Source organism: Microbulbifer maximicatervae (SeqCode), from assembly GCF_056232625.1.
In genome coordinates, this window is sequence record NZ_CP174324.1 from 3,041,298 (window position 1) to 3,056,248 (window position 14,951).

Below are 14,951 nucleotides of genomic sequence, written 5' to 3' on the forward strand. Positions count from 1 at the left end.
GCACCCTACCCCTGAGGTGGCTCTGTCACCAGGCCGACGCTGGGCGCTCCCGCCTGCTGCAGTTCGGTCATGGCATTGACGATCAGGCCATAACGGGCCTCGGTGTCACCCCACACCAAAACCGGAGTTCCCGGCTTTTGACGCAACACCTTAGCGACCGTTTGTTTAATTTCTTCGAGCGGCTTGGCACTCTTCTCGTCAGTCCCCAAATTTAGGTAATAGGTGCCATCGGAGCGCACAGAAATAATCAGCGGCTCTTCATCGGTTTCTTCCATCGGCGCCGAGGGCGCGTTTGGAAGGTCGACTTTGACCCCCTGCATCAACAATGGTGCCGTGACCATAAAGACAATTAGCAGCACCAGCATTACGTCAATGTAGGGCACCACATTGATCTCGGAGACCAGCTTCTTTTTGGTTCCCTTGCGAAACACACTCATAGGGTTCGCCTATTCACTACTCAGCCAGAATGCACTTTGCGGTGCAGGATAGAGGAAAACTCCTCGGCGAAAGTTTCGTAGCTGGACAACAGCGACTCCGCCTTGGCGGAATAGCGGTTAAAAGCCATCACCGCAGGAATTGCTGCAAACAGGCCCATAGCCGTAGCCACCAACGCTTCACTGATACCGGGTGCGACCGTAGCAATAGTGGCCTGGTGCATAGTGGCGAGGCCACGGAAGGAGTTCATGATCCCCCACACAGTGCCAAACAGGCCGATATAGGGACTGACAGAGCCTACGGTTGCCAGGAACGGCAGGTTCATTTCCACCATTTCCTGCTCCCGGGACATAGCCACACGCATGGCCCGCTCAGTGCCTTCCATCACCGCTTCAGGGCCGCTGCTGCCCTGTTGGCGCAGGCGGGTAAACTCGGTAAAACCGGCGCGGAAAAGGGACTCAACGCCATCCGTCTTGCCTTTTTCCGCTCGCTCGTTACCTTCGCGGAAGAGTTTGTTCAGGTCGGCACCGGACCAAAAGCGGCGTTCGAAATTGTTCAGGGAGCGCTTGGCCTGGGACAGGTATAGCCCGCGCTGGATAATCATCACCCAGGACACCACAGAGGCCAGTAACAGCAGCAGCATTACTAACTGTACCAACAGGCTAGCGTTCTGGATTAGCCCCCAAAGAGAAAGTTGTTCACCGGCGTTCATCTTCTTAAATAACTGCCTTTAATGCTGAATAAATAGGTTCCGGCAGGGCACAGGGCCTGCGGCTGTCGTCAGCGACACAAGCAACTTTGACCACACCTTCGCAAATTAGCTCATCGCCGCGCCAGATTTTTTGCTCAAAAGTCACTGCGGCCCGCCCCAGTTTGCCAATCGAGGCCGTAGCGCGCAATGCATCATCAAGAAGTGCGGACTTTCGATACTGGATCTCGGCGGAGTGCACCACCAGTAACAGACCCTGTTCTGGCATCGCCGGCTTATCATACCCGAGGGAGCGCAGCAGTTCTGTGCGCGCGCGCTCCATATACTTCAAATAATTGACGTAATAAACGATACCACCTGCGTCGGTATCCTCGATATAAACTCGCAGCGGAATACTGAAAACTTCCTTCACCCCATCCTCTCTCTACTTATTATCTGGCTTCGGCAGGCCGAAGTGCTCGTAGGCCAGGCCGGTTGCCACTCGCCCTCGCGGTGTGCGGGTGATATAACCCTGCTGAATCAAGTAGGGCTCTAATACATCTTCCAGGGTATCCCGCTCTTCACTGACTGCTGCAGCGAGACTGTCCACCCCCACCGGTCCACCATCGAACTTCTCGATCATGGCCAATAGCATACGGCGATCCAGCTGATCGAAACCACGGGAATCCACATTGAGCATGTTGAGGGCGGCATCGGCAATTCCGGAATCCACGGCACCATCACCTTTAACTTCGGCGTAATCGCGCACGCGGCGCAGCAGGCGGTTGGCTATTCGGGGGGTACCCCGAGCTCGACGGGCAACTTCGAGAGCACCACCTTCATCCATCTCCACTCCCATCAGGCCAGCGGAGCGACGGACAATACTGGTGAGATCCTCAACGTTATAGAACTCAAGCCGCTGGACGATGCCGAAGCGATCCCGCAGTGGCGAGGTAAGCAGGCCCGCCCTCGTGGTGGCTCCCACCAATGTGAAGGGTGGCAGGTCTAGCTTGATGGAGCGTGCCGCAGGTCCTTCGCCGATCATAATATCCAGCTGGTAGTCTTCCATCGCCGGATACAGTACCTCTTCTACATGGGGGCTGAGGCGGTGGATCTCATCGATAAAAAGCACATCCCCCGGCTCCAGGTTGGTCATCAACGCAGCCAGATCGCCAGCCTTCTCCAGTACCGGGCCCGAGGTGGTCTTAATGGCCACTCCCATTTCAGCGGCGATGATATTTGCCAGGGTGGTTTTACCCAGCCCCGGCGGTCCGAATACCAGGGTGTGATCCAGGGCCTCTTTGCGCAACTTGGCAGCCTGAATAAAGATTTCCATTTGCTCCCGCACCACTGGCTGACCCACATAATCATCCAGGGTTTTGGGGCGCACGGCGCGGTCGTACTGCTCTTCCTGGCCCGAGGGGCCCACGGGCTCCGGTGCCACCAAACGGTCGGCTTCGATCATTGCAACAACTCCAGGGCCTCAGATTAAGCGGGGGCCATTCCCTTAAGGGCCAGGCGAATCAAAGTCGCACTATCGGCATCCGGCTGCTCCTTGCTGGCGCGGGCCACCATTTTGCTGGCTTCAGTGGGCTTGTAACCCAGAGCCGCCAGGGCGCTCTCCGCTTCACCGGTGTGATCCACCTTGGGCTCGGCAGCAGCGGCCATCAGGGGGATATCGTTGGCGTCGCCAAAATCCGGGGTCAATTTATCCCGCAGCTCCACAATCAGGCGCTCGGCAGTCTTTTTACCGACGCCGGGGACTTTGACCAGCGCCGCTACATTATCCTCCGACACACAACGGGCCAGGGCAGCGCCGTCCAGCCCGGATAAAATAGCCAGGGCCATCTTGGGACCCACTCCACTCACCTTGATCAGGGTGCGAAACAATTTGCGGTCCCCATCGCGAATAAAACCATATAACTGCTGGGCAGTTTCGGATACCGCTAAATGAGTGTGCAGCTGTACCGGCTGCCCCAGTGCGGGCAGTTCAAAAATCGTGGTCATGGGTGCGAGCACTTCATAGCCCACCCCCTGTACATCCACCAACAGCAGAGGTGGCTGCACTGCGGCCAGGGTACCGCTCAATCTTCCAATCATGTGTTATTCCAGGTTTATATTGTCTGCGCCCTTTACGGGGCCAATTCTACCAGCCGATCACACGCTCAGGCGGCCGCGACGAAAACGACTGCGCGCACCGCCAGCGGTAAATACCAGGGTTTGCTCGGTATGCATATGACACAGAGCCACGGCCAGCGCATCGGCGGCATCCTCCTGGGGCGACGCAGGTAGGGACAGCAGGGTTTTCACCATATGCTGGACCTGCAATTTATCCGCTCCACCGTTGCCGACCACTGCCTGCTTCACTTTGCGAGCTTCATATTCGGCTACTGCCAGACCACTATTTGCCCCTGCCACAATAGCTGCCCCCCGGGCCTGTCCCAATTTCAGGGCGGAGCCGGCGCTCTTGGACATAAAAACATTTTCAATTGCCATCTGAGCAGGCTGGTATTGCTGGGCGATCTGGCTCACTGCATCAAAAATCAGTTTGAGGCGCTCAGGCAGGGCACCTTCGGGAATACGAATCACCCCGCTGGCCACATAGCGAGCCTTGCCCCGCTCCACATCGATAATTCCATAGCCCGTTTTTCGCGAGCCGGGGTCAATACCCAGGATTCGGGTCAAAAGGCAGCTCCCCAAATATCTGTATGTTTATATAGTGGTGGGAGTGTCCCAAGGTGAACAGGAAGCGTCAAGGGAGGGGGAGTAAGAAGGGCTTGAAAAGATAAAAAACCAGAGGCGGGACAGTAGCCGCCTCCAGTTACGGAACCGGCTTTAGCCCAGCTCCTCCATCACCTCTGCCGGAATATCCGCATTGGTGTAAACGTTTTGCACATCATCCAAGTCTTCCAGCATCTCGATCAGAGCGAGTACTTTTTCAGCACCGTCTTTATCCAGCGGAATCGTGGTGGACGGAATCATGGCAATTTCGGCACTGTCCGGGGTAAAACCAGCTGCAACCAGGGCGTCCTTAACCGTCAGGTAGTCCTGGAATTCAGTGGTAACTTCAACACTGCCGTCATCGTTGGATTCGATATCCTCAGCCCCGGCTTCGAGAGCTGCGTCCATCAACGCATCTTCATCCACTCCGGTCTCGTAGAACATCTGACCTTTGCGGGTAAACAGATAGCTCACGGAACCGTCGGTACCCAGGTTGCCACCGCGCTTGGTGAAGGCGTGACGCACTTCAGCCACAGTGCGGTTGCGGTTGTCAGTCAGGCACTCCACCAGGACCGCTACACCACCAACGCCGTAGCCCTCGTAAACTACGGCTTCGTAGTTTTCACCATCCGCATTGCCGGCGCCACGGGCGATAGCTTTATCGATGGTGTCGCGCTTCATGTTGGCGCCCAAAGCCTTATCGATAGTGGCGCGCAGCGCCGGGTTATCGTCCGGGTTTGGACCCGATTTGGCAGCTACCGTCAACTCGCGAATGATCTTGGTAAAGACCTTGCCCCGCTTGGCATCCTGAGCTGCTTTGCGGTGCTTAATATTGGCCCATTTACTATGTCCGGCCATTTTCCGTCTCTCTTCAGTCAGTGCGTAGGATGGGCCAAAGAGCGAAGCGAATCGCCCATCACTACGATTGGATGGGCCCGCTTCGCTCGGCCCATCGGGGAAAAATCAGCTGATTTTTTCTTCTTTTTGTCGCAGGCGAATACTCAGCTCACGCAGTTGTTTCGCATCTACGGTACCCGGGGCATCTGTCATCACACAGGCGGCGCTCTGGGTTTTCGGGAAAGCGATAACATCGCGAATAGAGTCACTGCCGGTCATCAACATCACCAGGCGATCCAGGCCAAAGGCCAAGCCACCGTGGGGCGGCGCACCGTATTTGAGTGCATCCAGCAGGAAGCCGAACTTCTCGCGCTGCTCTTCAGCATCGATACCCAGGATGCGGAATACCGCTTCCTGCATCAACTGGTCGTGGATACGAACAGAACCACCGCCCAGCTCGGTGCCGTTAAGTACCATATCGTATGCGCGGGAAAGTGCTTCGAGCGGATTCTTTTCCAACTCTTCCGGGGTACAGGAAGGCGCTGTGAAGGGGTGGTGCAACGCAGTCAGGCTGCCATCGTCATTTTCTTCAAACATCGGGAAAGCGACAACCCATAGCGGCGCCCACTCGCTGGTGTACAGATCCAGGTCTTCACCCAGCTTGCAGCGCAATGCACCCAGGGCCTCGGAGACAATCTTGGCCTTGTCCGAGCCGAAGAAAAGAACGTCACCGTCTTCTGCTTGCAGGCGATCGAGAATGGCTGCACGGGTTTCAAGCGGCAGGAATTTAACGATTGGCGACTGCAGACCATTTTCCAGGTCAGAGCGATCGTTAACCTTGATGTACGCCAGGCCCTTGGCGCCATAAATACCGACAAATTTGCCGTAATCGTCCAGCTGCTTGCGGGTCAGTTTCTTACAACCGCCAGGTACTTTAATCGCAGCAACACGTCCCTTCGGATCATTGGCCGGCCCAGAGAATACCTTGAAGTCCACCTCGGTCATCAGGTCCTTGATCTCCACCATCTCCAGCGGAATACGCAGGTCCGGCTTGTCGGAACCGTAGCGCAGCATCGCCTGGTAGTGGGTCATGCGCGGGAATTCACCCAGATCAACACCCTTAAGCTCTTTAAACAGCTTGCGAACCATATTCTCGGTGATCGACATGATTTCCTCTTCGTCGAGGAAGGAGGTCTCAATATCAATCTGGGTAAATTCAGGCTGACGATCAGCGCGCAAATCCTCATCGCGGAAACACTTGGCGATTTGGTAGTAGCGATCGAAACCAGAAACCATCAGCAACTGCTTAAACAGCTGTGGTGACTGTGGCAGGGCGAAGAACTTGCCCTCGTGGGTGCGGCTCGGCACCAGGTAATCCCGGGCACCTTCTGGGGTGGCGCGGGTCAGGATTGGGGTCTCGATATCGAGGAAGCCGTGCTCATCCAGGTAATTGCGGATTGCGGTAGTCAGCTTGGAACGGAAATACAGGTTGTTCTGCATCTCGTTGCGGCGCAGATCCAGATAGCGGTATTTCAAGCGGATATCTTCACCCACCTCGGTGTGCTCATCCAGCTGGAAAGGCACTGTCTCAGCAGTATTGAGGATCTCCAGCTCTGTGCCGTAAACCTCAACTTCACCGGTCACCATATTGGGATTCACGGCCTCTGGGGCACGGGCGCGCACACGACCTGTCACTTTAAGCACATATTCGCTGCGCACGCGATCGGCCATCTCGAAGTGTTCGGCCGCATCGGGGTCGAACACCACCTGTACAATTCCCTCGCGGTCGCGCAGGTCGATAAAAATCACTCCGCCGTGATCGCGGCGGCGGTCGACCCAGCCACAGAGGGTTACTACGCGGTCAATGTCCGCAGAACGAAGGACGCCACAGTAATCGCTGCGCATGGATGAAAATTCCCGTTATCGATAGGTGAAAAGATTAGTTAGAGGGTACACCGCACGGACAGCCCCGCACAGCTCGCCTAGGCCGTCTTTGCCGCCGCTGTGCCAGACTTGTCGCTTTTGGCCTTACCACTGTTGGCAGAGTCACCGCCAGCGAGGTTTTTCTTGCTACCAGTTTTAAAATCAGTCTCATACCAACCGGCGCCCTTCAGGCGAAATCCAGCCGCTGAGATTTTCTTGCGCAGCTCGGCCTTCTCGCAAGCTGGGCAGTCTTTGAGCGGGTCATCGCTCATCCGCTGCAAAGCTTCCATTTCATGGCCGCAGGCATTGCACTGGTATTCATATATCGGCATTACACAGTACCTGGTGCTTAAAAAAAGGGGGAGAGAGTATACATGAGGCCTACAGAGGTAAGAAGCTGCACGGGTCTTTTCCCTGGGTAAAGCGTCCCATAAAGGCGACGTGAGGCTAAAAAATGTAAAAAAAGCACTATTTTTCTAGTATTTCTTCGTGCGGCCGAACAAAAACTATATATACTTCCCCCATCACCCGCTGAGACACCCGTAACGGATGCAGCGCAGCGGGAGAAAAAACACACTTTTACCGGATATATACCGAACAACAAAGAAGGAAGTAAGCCATGGCTGTCTCCAAGAAAGCTGCTACTAAAAAGGCCCCGGCAAAGAAAGCTGCGGCCAAAGCTGCACCGGCCAAGAAAGTAAAAGCAATCAAGGAAAAGTACACTAAGACTCAAGTACTTAATCAGATTGCAGAAAGCACTGAGCTGTCCCGCAAGCAGGTTCAATCTGTTCTGGACGAGCTGAACGATATCATCGAAGGCCACATCAAGAAGCGCGCAGTTGGCGAATTCACCCTGCCGGGCCTGATGAAAATCACCACCGTGAAAAAGCCGGCTAAGAAAGCTCGCAAGGGTATCAACCCGTTCACCGGTGAAGAGACTACCTTCAAGGCGAAGCCTGCCAGCATCCAGGTTAAAGTTCGCCCACTGAAGAAGCTGAAGGAAATGGCAGAGAACTAATACACTCTGTAAAGCCTCAGCTTAAAAACCCCGCTTATGCGGGGTTTTTTATTCACTCCCATTCCAAGCCAGTGCCCAGGCACCTGCTAAATAGATACCCCGGTATAGCAAAAGGCAATCCGCATTAAGGCAATACTGCCCCCAGGCAATATTTATTGCCCAGCGAATAGCGTAAAATAGCCAGCTTACCCGTAATAGAATCCATATAATTCCTATGCGCGCATCTCGTTATCTCATCGCAACCCAAAAAGAAACTCCCAACGACGCAGTGGTGATCAGCCATCAGCTGATGCTGCGTGCCGGCATGATCCGCCGTCTATCTTCAGGTCTCTACACCTGGCTGCCCACCGGGTTGCGGGTGTTGCGCAAAGTCGAGCGCATTGTTCGCGAAGAGATGGACCGCGCTGGCTCCCTGGAAGTACTGATGCCGGTAGTGCAGCCGGCAGAGCTTTGGGAAGAGTCCGGCCGCTGGCAGCAATACGGCCCCGAACTCCTGCGCATCAAGGATCGCCACAACAATGACTTCTGTCTGGGCCCGACCCACGAGGAAGTCATCACCGACCTGATCCGCGGTGAAATCAATAGCTATAAGCAGTTGCCCGCCAATTTCTACCAGGTGCAGACTAAATTCCGCGATGAAATCCGTCCGCGCTTTGGCGTAATGCGCGCGCGCGAATTCACCATGAAGGATGCCTACTCCTTCCACGTGAACGAGGACTCCCTGCAGGAAACCTACGATATTATGCACGGCGCCTACTGCCAGGTTTTTGAGCGCATTGGCCTGGACTACCGCCCGGTACTGGCAGACACCGGTTCAATCGGTGGCTCCAGCTCTCACGAATTCCACGTGCTGGCGCAGAGCGGCGAAGACGATATCGCCTTCTCTACAGAATCCCGCTACGCCGCCAATGTCGAATTGGCAGAAGCGGTTGCCCCAGCTGGCGAGCGCCCTGCTCCGTCGCAGGAAATGCAGGAAGTTCATACGCCGAACCAAAAAACCATCGCCGATGTCAGCGAGTTTTTGAAAAGTGATCCCGCCCATTCAGTAAAGACCCTGATTGTTCTAGGCGAGTGCGAAGAGGGTGAAACCGCTCCATTAATTGCCCTGGTACTGCGTGGCGATCACGAGCTGAACGAATTAAAAGCAGAGAAGCTGGCTGGAATCGCCAGCCCCATTCAGTTCGCCTCGGAAGAGCGCATCGCCGAAGAACTCAGTTGCAACATTGGCTCCCTGGGCCCGGTGGGCATAAAGATCGAGACTGTTGTGGATCGCTCTGCAGCGCACCTGGCAGACTTTATCTGCGGCGCCAATCGCGATGACTACCACTTAACCGGTGTGAACTGGGGTCGCGATGTGGAATTGGGCCGCGTCGAAGACCTACGCAATGTAGTGGCAGGCGACGCCAGCCCCGATGGCCAGGGCACCTTGGAAATCAAACGGGGGATCGAGGTCGGCCACATTTTCCAGTTAGGCGACAAGTACAGCCGCGCTATGAATGCCACAGTACTGGATGAAAACGGTAAAGAGCAGGTTATGTCCATGGGCTGCTATGGCATCGGCGTTTCCCGAATCGTCGCTGCGGCGATCGAGCAGAACCACGACGACTCAGGGATTATCTGGCCCACTGCGATTGCACCTTTCCAGCTGGCGATTGTGCCAATCAATATGCACAAGAGCGATGTGGTAAGGGAGAGGTGCGAGCACCTGTATGAGTCCCTGCGCAGCAAGGGTATTGATGTATTGCTAATGGACGAAGCCAAAGCGCGACTGGGCGCTATGCTCGCCGATGTGGAGCTGATCGGCATTCCCCACCGCATTGTTATCGGCGATCGCGGCCTGGAAAAAGGTGTGGTGGAATATAAGGGTCGCGGAGATGCGGAAAGCCAGGAGTTTGCCGTATCCCAGCTCGAAGAAGTGTTATTGGAAAAATTTAATCAATAATTGTCGAGCCGCCCGGTCTGCCCCCAAGCAGGCCGGGACCTCTTACGGCAAAAATGCTTTTTATCGGCGGCGTCACAAAATCACACTGCCCATTTTGCCGGGCTTTTCGTAGAATCACCCCATGATAAAAAAAGCCACCGCCCTCTTATTGCTCTGCCTTACCTGCTGTGCCGCCCAGGCTCAAAGCAGTAGAGCCGAGATCGACCCGGAGTTGCGCCTCGCCCTGCAGGACGCAGTTACCCAGGCCGACAGCTTTGTGGACCGCTTCGATGCGGAAGTGTGGCTAATGTCTAAATCCCAGCCTCTGTCCCGCTATATCAAAGATCCCAAGCGGCGGATGCACGTACTGAAAGCCGTCCACCGTGAGGCAACTCGGGCCGGGCTGCGCCCGGAAATTGTATTGGCGGTTATCCAGATTGAGAGTGCTTTTGACCCCTATGCGATATCCCGCGTTGGCGCTCTGGGTATGATGCAGGTAATGCCATTCTGGAAAAATGAAATCGGTCGACCCGACGATAACCTGATCGATATGGACACCAATCTAAGGTACGGATGTACCATTCTTAAACACTACATCAAAAAAGCCAAAGGCAATCTAGCCAACGCCCTCGCCTATTACAATGGTAGCTACGGCCGCCATACTTATAGCAGCAAGGTCCTGGATGCCTGGGCCGAGCGCTGGAGATAAACGATGACCGCCGGCTACTTATTTTTCTCCGGCGGTGCATGCGCTCTTCTTTTATTGGCAGCAACCAAGGTTGCTATACATCACTACCGGCTTGTTGCCGGGCGCTGCTTACTGGCCCTGCTGATAGCCGTGATCTGCTATTTACTCTGGCCCATCCTGCCACAATTGAGTGGACCTACTGCGCTCTTGCTTAACCTGCCAATTACTCTGATTCCCGCAATTTTTTGGCTGTTTACTCACCTGTTATGCCGCGAGGAAGAACCTTTTCCCCTGTGGGGCTGGATCCCGATTGGTATTACCCTGGTCATCGGTATAGTCGCCTACCACGCACCCTTGCCATTGACGTCAGATCAGCAATCCCCACTATTTACCCTTTCGCAGCTACTCAAACTCGGTTTAATCAGCCTCGGCCTACTGACACTACAGCGGCAATTTCACCTGGACTTGGTCGCAGAGCGCCGACGCCTGCGCACAACCCTACTTATCGCCGTCGGCGCCTATATGCTGGTGGTAATTGGCGCAGAATCTATCTTTGCTTACCGCCCGCTTCCCAACGGTGTACCGACACTGCACGCACTATTTGCCAGCCTGTTGTCACTGGTTGCCTGCCTATGGTTGCTGGCCCTTTCCCCCAGCGCTCTGGGAGAATCCTTGCCGCGCCCGAAGAGCAGCGAGCCAGAGGAGGAAGAACAGCCTTTAGCTCCGCCACCTGAATTGGATGAACAACAGCAAACCCAGCTGCAAAAATTACAGGAACATATGCACAACGGTGGTTATCGCCACACCGGACTCACCATCAGGGAGCTCGCGGAGCAGTTGGATATTCGCGAACATGTGCTGCGTGTGCTGATTAATCGCCACCTGGGTTATCGCAATTTTAACGAATACCTAAATCAGTTTCGTATTGATGAGGCCAGCAACCGGTTGGCAGACCCGGAGCAGGCCCATTTGCCAGTACTCACCATTGCTCTGGACATCGGTTATCGCTCCTTGAGCCCATTTAACGCTGCTTTCAAGCGCCGTCACAGCCAAACTCCCACTGAGTACCGCCGGGAAAAGCTGCCCGCCTGAATCTCCTCTCCTGAAAGAATCCGTCAGCATTTTTTCATATTCCGTAAGCCCGCAAAGTAAAAGGCTCCCAGACTGGGAGCGCGGTGAAAGCGATTTTCCCGCTGCGTACCCGGCTCACCGAGACCCGATTTAACACCGGTGAGTCTCCCTTCAATAGAAGAATAATGATGGTGAGAATATGGATTTTTTAGTCGACATATCCCAGGACGGAGCCAAACATTTCCAGTTGAGTTTATTTCGCTATGTGCTGGCCGCTTCAGTAATGAGTATTTTGGCCGGCTGGCTATTTCGCACCTGGATGAACCGGCGCCGTATCCAAAAGCGTCGTGCCGAGTGGAAAGATATTCGGCGGGAGGTGAGTTATTCACTATTAACGGTGTGTATCTTTACCCTGGTAGGGGTTATTACCACCATGATGCACGATCTGGGACTGACCAAATTTTACTGGCAGTGGAGCGATTATCCACTCTGGTGGAGTATTGCCAGCCTGCCAGTAGTGATTTTGATCCACGACGCTTATTTTTACTGGACCCACCGAGGTATGCACCATCCCAAGGTGTTTAAACACTTCCACCGCCTACACCATCAGTCCAGAACACCCACGCCCTGGACGGCATACAGTTTTTCCGTAGGTGAAGCGGTCCTGATGGGCGCTTTCTCCCCCCTAATTGCGCTGATACTGCCGCTTAATCCAACTATTTGGTTCACCTTTTTATTTATCAGCATCTTCCGCAACGCCATGCTGCACACTGGCCGCGAGTTCCACCCCCGCAGCTGGGTCGACGGCCCTATGGACAGGCTCACCACCACGACTCACCACGACTTGCATCACCAGCGCTTCCAGGGCAACTACGGCTTTTACTTCACTTGGTGGGATCGATGGATGGGCACAGAGTTTAAGGACTACAAGCAAGTCTTCCGGCAAGCGGTGGATGGGCAATTACACGGGGGAGAAAAAGAGATAGAAATAGACAGCAGTGCAGCAGAAGGCGCAAAAGCTCACGCTTAACCCACTCAAATTACTTAAATGGGTGCCGGGGCTCCCCCGGCTCCTTTCTACTAGTCGTAACAACCGTGTTAATGGCCATGCTGCAAAGGCAACCAGCGGGATTCTCGATAACAATAAAGTCCCCAAATCACAAAGACGACTTCGATAGCAAAAAGCACTAAATTGCGCTGGTCAAAACCACTGATAAATAACATTCCGTAGAGGCGCCCAAGAGCGAAGCCGATATAGGCGATAGACATCGCAGCGTAAGCAACCCTGCGGTGCGGGCGCATAGCCAAAGCCACCAGTAGAATCACCGCAATGGCCAACATAAACCCGCCATAAGTGGCCATAAACTCGGGCATGGCTTCGGGGGTATCAAATGAAAAATCCACTTCATTCGCAAGGCTCTGCGGCTTAAACAGGGCCCAAAGGCCAATAGAAGCAAAAACCAATAGATTGAGTGTCAAATAGACTCTTCCCAAATATTTCAATCGATTCTCCCCTCTAATTTCTGTTACTCACCCCTATACAAGGGGAACACCGCTTTGGAGTACTGTCACAGTATATATGAGCCACACCCCGCCATACGCCGGAACAATTCACCAATTTGGTACAAAGCGATGGATTTATCAATAATTTCTTACTGGCAAACTGAGAATGTCTTTCCATAATTAGAATCCACAGCGCAACTCCGACCCACTCCAAAATAAGGGCCGCGCTTTTGAATACCACCACCTTCCTCAAGTCATTGGCGAAAGAGCCCCTGCTGTATTTTATTTCGATCGCCCTAATCCTATTGGGATTGGGAGAAATCCTGGAACCGCCTGCACAAGAGATTGTTATCAGCGAGGGGCGCGTCGAACATCTACGTTCGGTGTTTGAGCGCAAGTGGCACAGGTACCCCACCGATAGCGAGCTGGAGCAACTTATTGAGAATTACCTAAGAGAGGAAATACTTTACAGGGAAGCGCTTGCCCTGGGATTAGCCGAGAACGACACGGTAATCCGCCGCCGCCTGCGAATGAAAATGGAACTTACGGCGCGTAATTTCACTGACACTCAAGACCCAGGCGATCGAGTATTGGAGAAATTCCTTCAAGGCCAGGCCGATAAATACCAGCTTCCCCTCACCCTATCTTTCCAACAACGATTTTTCTCAGTGGATCTGGCCTCATCAGATTCACGTGATTTTAACGACTTACTTATGCAGCTAAACAGCGGTCAGGCTTCGCCAATGATTGGAGACTCAACCCTACTGCCAGCTGCTTTTATCGACACTTCAGAGCCACGAATAGACAGGCAATTTGGGCTGGGATTTTCCGCTCAATTATCCAAGTTGCCTATTGGCAAGTGGAGTGGTCCAGTCCGCTCGACCTTCGGCGATCACCTGATCCTCCTTGAGGAAATCAAGTCCACCCAGCTACCGGCATTGGCTGAGTTACGCAGCCGCGTACTAAATGATTGGCAATTCCAGGCGCAAAAGAAGATTCTGCAGGAGCAGTATCTCCAGTACCGTAAAAACTACGAGGTCACTGTCCACAAGCCGGATAACTTCTCAGCCGAGGTTGCCGTCAAGTGATGCACATACGGCCACTCCTGTTCATTCTGCTCCTCAGCTCTACTCCAATACTATCTGCCCACGAACTGCGCCCGGCTTACCTGGGCATCACTCAAGTTGATGCACAATTATTTAAAGTACTTTGGCGATTGCCCGCACAAGGCGATCTTCGCCTCGCTCTGAATGTCCATTTGAACCAAGCTGCCTCCCCCCTAAGCCAACCCAGAGCGCAAATAAGTAAGGGCTACTACACAGAGCACTGGACCATCCATCACCCCAGGGAGCTACAACAGCTGTCGATTCATATCGATGGCCTACAGAGCACTATGACCGATGCGCTAGTGCGGATCTCCTGGTTAGATGGGCGTGAGCAAGTTATCCGACTGACACCAGACCAGCCAGAATGGACCCTTGACCAACCCGCCAGCGAGTTCCAAGTCGCCCAAACTTACTTTGTGCTGGGCGTTGAACATATTCTTCTCGGTGTCGATCACTTGCTGTTCGTTTTGGCCCTGATCTTACTCAAACAAAGCCTTCGCCAGCTGATCGGCACTATCACTGCTTTCACTATCGCCCACAGTATTACCTTGGCAGCTGCCGTACTGGGCTATATCCATCTGCCATCGGCGCCAGTGGAGGCGATTATCGCCCTCAGTATTTTACTGGCAGCCAGAGAGGCTCTACGCCAGAGGCATGGTGTTTTCAGTTTGACCAGTCGCTATCCATGGGCAATTGCCTTTGCTTTTGGACTTTTACACGGTTTGGGTTTTGCCGATGTATTGGGGGAAATTGGGCTTCCCCAGGGGGCTATTCCCCAGGCATTACTGACTTTTAATCTCGGTGTGGAAGTGGGGCAATTAGTATTTATCACTGCTGTTCTTACAGCAATCAACTTGTATCAAAAGCTCCTCAAACTCTGGCTAGGGTATGCCATTCGGAACCGCGAACAATACTCTTTCGGGGAGGGTGGAGGTATCGGAATACCAGTCGCTACAGTGATCGCGTATACGCTGGGGGGCATTGCCTGCTACTGGGTGATTGAGCGCAGCCTGCTTATTGTTTTCCCATAACAGAGAACA

The 14,951-nt window shown here is 54.0% G+C and carries 17 protein-coding genes; 7 read left to right on the plus strand and 10 right to left on the minus strand.

The features are described 5' to 3' along the window. Nucleotides 1–5 precede the first annotated feature (5 nt). The 9 genes from tolR to ACJJI6_RS13270 all read right to left on the minus strand — a co-directional run bounded on the left by tolR (nt 6) and on the right by ACJJI6_RS13270 (nt 6,936). On the minus strand, nt 6–437 hold the full coding sequence (gene tolR, locus ACJJI6_RS13230) for a protein TolR (protein ID WP_444892812.1): 432 nt from the start codon (nt 435–437) through the stop codon (nt 6–8). Nucleotides 438–457: 20 nt separating this feature from the next. Further along, nucleotides 458–1,147: a protein TolQ gene (gene tolQ, locus ACJJI6_RS13235; RefSeq protein WP_475710797.1), complete on the minus strand. Its 690-nt coding sequence runs from the start codon at nt 1,145–1,147 to the stop codon at nt 458–460. Between the two features lie 4 nt (nt 1,148–1,151). After that, nucleotides 1,152–1,556 (minus strand): tol-pal system-associated acyl-CoA thioesterase, encoded by a 405-nt coding sequence (ybgC, locus tag ACJJI6_RS13240; RefSeq protein ID WP_282934233.1) that lies wholly within the window; start codon nt 1,554–1,556, stop codon nt 1,152–1,154. 12 nt (nt 1,557–1,568) lie between these two features. Then, nucleotides 1,569–2,588: a Holliday junction branch migration DNA helicase RuvB gene (gene ruvB, locus ACJJI6_RS13245; protein WP_475710799.1), complete on the minus strand. Its 1,020-nt coding sequence runs from the start codon at nt 2,586–2,588 to the stop codon at nt 1,569–1,571. A 23-nt stretch (nt 2,589–2,611) separates the two neighbouring features. Continuing rightward, a complete protein-coding gene (gene ruvA, locus ACJJI6_RS13250) occupies nt 2,612–3,223 on the minus strand; it encodes a Holliday junction branch migration protein RuvA (RefSeq protein ID WP_282934234.1) in 612 nt (203 codons plus the stop codon). Nucleotides 3,224–3,280: 57 nt separating this feature from the next. After that, on the minus strand, nt 3,281–3,808 hold the full coding sequence (gene ruvC, locus ACJJI6_RS13255; RefSeq protein WP_282934235.1) for a crossover junction endodeoxyribonuclease RuvC: 528 nt from the start codon (nt 3,806–3,808) through the stop codon (nt 3,281–3,283). 150 nt (nt 3,809–3,958) lie between these two features. Further along, nucleotides 3,959–4,702: a YebC/PmpR family DNA-binding transcriptional regulator gene (locus ACJJI6_RS13260; protein WP_282934236.1), complete on the minus strand. Its 744-nt coding sequence runs from the start codon at nt 4,700–4,702 to the stop codon at nt 3,959–3,961. A 105-nt stretch (nt 4,703–4,807) separates the two neighbouring features. Next, nucleotides 4,808–6,586: an aspartate--tRNA ligase gene (gene aspS, locus ACJJI6_RS13265; protein ID WP_444940017.1), complete on the minus strand. Its 1,779-nt coding sequence runs from the start codon at nt 6,584–6,586 to the stop codon at nt 4,808–4,810. Between the two features lie 77 nt (nt 6,587–6,663). Next, a complete protein-coding gene (locus tag ACJJI6_RS13270) occupies nt 6,664–6,936 on the minus strand; it encodes an FmdB family zinc ribbon protein (protein WP_282934238.1) in 273 nt (90 codons plus the stop codon). A 287-nt stretch (nt 6,937–7,223) separates the two neighbouring features. Here ACJJI6_RS13270 and ACJJI6_RS13275 point away from each other — a divergent pair, with 287 nt between their 5' ends. The 5 genes from ACJJI6_RS13275 (at nt 7,224) to ACJJI6_RS13295 (ending at nt 12,332) form a co-directional block, all read left to right on the plus strand. Further along, nucleotides 7,224–7,622, plus strand: coding sequence for an HU family DNA-binding protein (locus ACJJI6_RS13275; protein WP_282934239.1), 399 nt, complete (start codon nt 7,224–7,226; stop codon nt 7,620–7,622). Between the two features lie 214 nt (nt 7,623–7,836). After that, nucleotides 7,837–9,564 (plus strand): proline--tRNA ligase, encoded by a 1,728-nt coding sequence (locus ACJJI6_RS13280; protein ID WP_475710801.1) that lies wholly within the window; start codon nt 7,837–7,839, stop codon nt 9,562–9,564. Between the two features lie 121 nt (nt 9,565–9,685). After that, nucleotides 9,686–10,252 (plus strand): lytic transglycosylase domain-containing protein, encoded by a 567-nt coding sequence (locus ACJJI6_RS13285; protein ID WP_108731817.1) that lies wholly within the window; start codon nt 9,686–9,688, stop codon nt 10,250–10,252. A gap of 3 nt (nt 10,253–10,255) precedes the next feature. Beyond that, the gene (locus ACJJI6_RS13290; RefSeq protein ID WP_108731816.1) at nt 10,256–11,323 is read left to right on the plus strand and encodes a helix-turn-helix transcriptional regulator; all 1,068 of its coding nucleotides are present in this window, start codon (nt 10,256–10,258) and stop codon (nt 11,321–11,323) included. A 178-nt stretch (nt 11,324–11,501) separates the two neighbouring features. After that, the gene (locus ACJJI6_RS13295; RefSeq protein ID WP_475710803.1) at nt 11,502–12,332 is read left to right on the plus strand and encodes a sterol desaturase family protein; all 831 of its coding nucleotides are present in this window, start codon (nt 11,502–11,504) and stop codon (nt 12,330–12,332) included. A gap of 68 nt (nt 12,333–12,400) precedes the next feature. Here the strand turns inward: ACJJI6_RS13295 and ACJJI6_RS13300 are convergent, their stop codons facing one another. After that, complete coding sequence (locus ACJJI6_RS13300) at nt 12,401–12,805, minus strand: DUF4345 family protein (protein ID WP_282934243.1); 405 nt, start codon at nt 12,803–12,805, stop codon at nt 12,401–12,403. Between the two features lie 230 nt (nt 12,806–13,035). On the opposite strand from ACJJI6_RS13300, the gene ACJJI6_RS13305 reads away from it, so the two are divergent. Together ACJJI6_RS13305 and ACJJI6_RS13310 are read left to right on the plus strand one after the other, a co-directional pair. Beyond that, nucleotides 13,036–13,893: a peptidylprolyl isomerase gene (locus ACJJI6_RS13305; protein WP_475710805.1), complete on the plus strand. Its 858-nt coding sequence runs from the start codon at nt 13,036–13,038 to the stop codon at nt 13,891–13,893. Further along, the gene (locus ACJJI6_RS13310) at nt 13,893–14,942 is read left to right on the plus strand and encodes a HupE/UreJ family protein (protein WP_475713455.1); all 1,050 of its coding nucleotides are present in this window, start codon (nt 13,893–13,895) and stop codon (nt 14,940–14,942) included. Before ACJJI6_RS13305 ends, ACJJI6_RS13310 begins: the two co-directional genes overlap by 1 nt. Nucleotides 14,943–14,951 lie beyond the last annotated feature (9 nt).

What these genes read in the sequence shown, in the direction of transcription:
- tolR (WP_444892812.1), bottom strand. Translation starts at nt 437, where the DNA reads ATGAGTGTGTTTCGCAAGGGAACCAAAAAGAAGCTGGTCTCCGAGATC.
- tolQ (WP_475710797.1), bottom strand. Translation starts at nt 1,147, where the DNA reads ATGAACGCCGGTGAACAACTTTCTCTTTGGGGGCTAATCCAGAACGCT.
- ruvB (WP_475710799.1), bottom strand. Translation starts at nt 2,588, where the DNA reads ATGATCGAAGCCGACCGTTTGGTGGCACCGGAGCCCGTGGGCCCCTCG.
- ruvA (WP_282934234.1), bottom strand. Translation starts at nt 3,223, where the DNA reads ATGATTGGAAGATTGAGCGGTACCCTGGCCGCAGTGCAGCCACCTCTG.
- ACJJI6_RS13260 (WP_282934236.1), bottom strand. Translation starts at nt 4,702, where the DNA reads ATGGCCGGACATAGTAAATGGGCCAATATTAAGCACCGCAAAGCAGCT.
- aspS (WP_444940017.1), bottom strand. Translation starts at nt 6,586, where the DNA reads ATGCGCAGCGATTACTGTGGCGTCCTTCGTTCTGCGGACATTGACCGC.
- ACJJI6_RS13270 (WP_282934238.1), bottom strand. Translation starts at nt 6,936, where the DNA reads ATGCCGATATATGAATACCAGTGCAATGCCTGCGGCCATGAAATGGAA.
- ACJJI6_RS13275 (WP_282934239.1), top strand. Translation starts at nt 7,224, where the DNA reads ATGGCTGTCTCCAAGAAAGCTGCTACTAAAAAGGCCCCGGCAAAGAAA.
- ACJJI6_RS13280 (WP_475710801.1), top strand. Translation starts at nt 7,837, where the DNA reads ATGCGCGCATCTCGTTATCTCATCGCAACCCAAAAAGAAACTCCCAAC.
- ACJJI6_RS13285 (WP_108731817.1), top strand. Translation starts at nt 9,686, where the DNA reads ATGATAAAAAAAGCCACCGCCCTCTTATTGCTCTGCCTTACCTGCTGT.
- ACJJI6_RS13290 (WP_108731816.1), top strand. Translation starts at nt 10,256, where the DNA reads ATGACCGCCGGCTACTTATTTTTCTCCGGCGGTGCATGCGCTCTTCTT.
- ACJJI6_RS13295 (WP_475710803.1), top strand. Translation starts at nt 11,502, where the DNA reads ATGGATTTTTTAGTCGACATATCCCAGGACGGAGCCAAACATTTCCAG.
- ACJJI6_RS13310 (WP_475713455.1), top strand. Translation starts at nt 13,893, where the DNA reads ATGCACATACGGCCACTCCTGTTCATTCTGCTCCTCAGCTCTACTCCA.